We start from the raw sequence: 560 nt of genomic DNA on the forward strand, positions 1-560 counted from the left end.
AGCCCGGCACGCAGATGGGCCGCTACGGCGTGCGTCACGGCCAGTACGTCTACCGGTGCCCGTCGAAGGCGTGCCGGGCTTCTTCCACGACTGGATCGCGTCCACGACCTGCTCGCAGCTCGGGCACCATGCCTTCGGGCGCAGCCACTTGTCCCAATCCGGGCGCCGCCCCAGCGATTTGAGCCAGTACGCGATGTAGAGCCGGTCGCGGGACTGCGGCACCGGCAGGCAGGTGCGCGGCAGCACGTGCGCGGAATTCAGGGCGATGACCCGGGTCTCGTAACCGAGGTCCTGGATCTCGCGCAGCCACCGATGCCGGTCGTCCCACTTCCAGCACTGCACGACGTTTTCCATCACCCCGGCCAGCACCGGCTTGCCGCGCGCGGCCATCGCACGCAGATACCGGGGAATCTGCTCGACCAGCGCGCGGCTGCGCCCGGACGCCGGATCCTCGACGATGCCGAGTTCCTCGTCGAACCGGTACTGGTTGCTCTGGTCGAAGTAGCGTTTCTGTCCCTTCGCGTCCGTCCATTCCGGGCACGCCGGGCTCGCCCAGAACA

At 68.4% G+C, this 560-nt stretch carries 1 pseudogene; it reads right to left on the bottom strand.

What is annotated here, in order from left to right:
- Positions 1-560, bottom strand: a pseudogene (locus A5780_RS41610) (DNA cytosine methyltransferase); the annotation flags it as partial.

The sequence above is a fragment of the Nocardia sp. 852002-20019_SCH5090214 genome (assembly GCF_001665865.1).
Classification (GTDB): Bacteria; Actinomycetota; Actinomycetes; order Mycobacteriales; family Mycobacteriaceae; genus Nocardia; species Nocardia nova.